The organism is Nitrobacter winogradskyi (genome assembly GCF_006539545.1).
Taxonomy (GTDB): Bacteria; Pseudomonadota; Alphaproteobacteria; order Rhizobiales; family Xanthobacteraceae; genus Nitrobacter; species Nitrobacter winogradskyi_A.
The window spans coordinates 1-1,784 of the sequence record NZ_BJNF01000147.1 but is presented as its reverse complement, the minus strand read 5'-3'; the positions used below and the strand labels follow the sequence as shown (position 1 = coordinate 1,784).

Annotated in this window: 3 protein-coding genes; all 3 read right to left on the bottom strand. The window is 69.5% G+C overall.

What is annotated here, in order from left to right:
• The coding region (locus NWI01_RS18555) for an energy transducer TonB (RefSeq protein ID WP_244613904.1) at nucleotides 1-590 on the bottom strand (590 nt) is incomplete at its 3' end.
• On the bottom strand, nucleotides 587-1,057 hold the full coding sequence (gene exbD / locus NWI01_RS18550; RefSeq protein ID WP_141385411.1) for a TonB system transport protein ExbD: 471 nt from the start codon (nucleotides 1,055-1,057) through the stop codon (nucleotides 587-589). The genes NWI01_RS18555 and exbD, both read right to left, overlap by 4 nt.
• Before the next feature lie 6 nt (nucleotides 1,058-1,063).
• On the bottom strand, nucleotides 1,064-1,784 hold a 721-nt coding region (exbB, locus tag NWI01_RS18545), incomplete at its 5' end, for a tonB-system energizer ExbB (RefSeq protein ID WP_244613903.1).

The window sequence follows — 1,784 nt, the reverse complement described above, 5'->3', positions numbered from 1 at the left end:
GGGAAGCGCTTGTGGCGGTTGAGATGCGCCATCAGCGCGGCGCGCCAGGTCGCCGGCGACATCGACGACGCCATGCCTTCGGCCGGCGCGGCCGCGCGATCAGCACGCTGCGCCTGCGAACTCTGCGGCGCGGTGGTGCGCGGCGCCTTCTTCTGCTTTTTCTTCTTCGGCTTCGGCTTCGGCGGCTCGACCTTGGACGGCAGCACAACCTCCGCCTTCTCCACCTTCGGCGTTTCCGGCAGCTTGACCTCGGCCTCCTTCACCTCCGGAGGCGTCGGCTCGGGATCAGGCTTCTCCTCGATCGGCTTCTCCGGATCGACCTGCTCCTCGGCCTCCACCATCTCCGGCCCCGGCGCGACGTCCTGCTGCGGCGCCTCGGGCGCGACAGCCATCGGCGCCAGCTCCATCATGATCGCCGCCGGAGGATCGCCCGGCGCCTCCGCCGCCGCCGGCCAGTGCAGCGCCATCCAGATGCCGCCGGCATGCAGCGCCACCACCGCAAGCCCGGCCGCGGTCCAGCGCAGCGCCGCCGCCCGGCTCACATCATCGCCGACCCGGCCGTCCGGGTCGCGCCAGTCGATTTTCATCATGGCGCAGGCGCCGCCGCCGGCGCGGCTCCGCCCGCCGCCACCGCCTGCCCGGTATCCTCAAGCCCCACCAGCGCGATCTTGAGATAGCCGGCCTCGCGCAGCAGGTTCATCACCTTCATCAGCTCGGTATAGGCCACCGTCCCGTCGGCGCGCAGAAACACCCGCTGCTCGCGGTCATTGTTGGTCTGCTGGTCCAGCGTCGCCTGCAAGGTGTTGCGCGGCACGTCGTCATTGCCGAGCGCCAGCGTCAGGTCCTGCTTCACCGTCAGAAACACCGGCTTGTCCGGACGCGGCTGCGGCTGCGCGTTCGACACCGGCAGATCGACCGCGACATCCACCGTCGACAGCGGCGCCGCCACCATGAAGATGATCAGCAGCACCAGCATCACGTCGATGAACGGCGTGACGTTGATCTCGCTCAACTCATCGATGCCGCCATCCTGCGGGTTCTTCAGCGATACCCCCATGGCGCATCACTCAGCAGCAGAGCGGCCGCGCGACAGCGCCACCACCGACGGGCCAAGCCCCCGCTCCTGCCGCTCCAGGTCGCGCGAGATATGCTGGACGATCTCGCCCGAGGCGTCCGACAACAGCGCCCGGTAGCTCGAAAGCGCGCGCGCGAACACGTTGTAGATGATCACCGCCGGGATCGCGGCGACAAGCCCGAGCGCGGTCGCGAGCAGCGCCTCGGCGATGCCCGGCGCCACCACCGCGAGGTTGGTGGTCTTGGTCTGCGAGATTCCGATGAAGGCGTTCATGATGCCCCACACCGTGCCGAACAGGCCGACGAACGGCGCGGTCGCGCCGATGGTCGCCAGCAGGCCGGTGCCGCGGGCGATGTCGCGCCCCGCCTTGGCTTCGATCCGCGACAGCGCGATCGCCAATCGCTCCTTGATGCCCTCGGAGGACAGATCGCCCGAGCGCTGCAGCTCGCGCTCCGCCGCCGTCATCAGATCCGCCACCGTGCCCTCACAGGTCCAGCCCTCGGCGATCTCGGCGCGCGCGGCATCGAGGCTGTCGGCGCGCTCCAGCTTGCGCACGCAGCTCTGCGCCCGCCGCCGTGAGGCCGCAAGCTCGATCCCCTTCGCCAGCCAGACCGTCCACGTCACCAATGATGCGAACGCCAGACCGATCATCACCGCCTTCACGACGATGTCGGCCTGCATGAACATGCCCCACGGCGACAGATCCTGC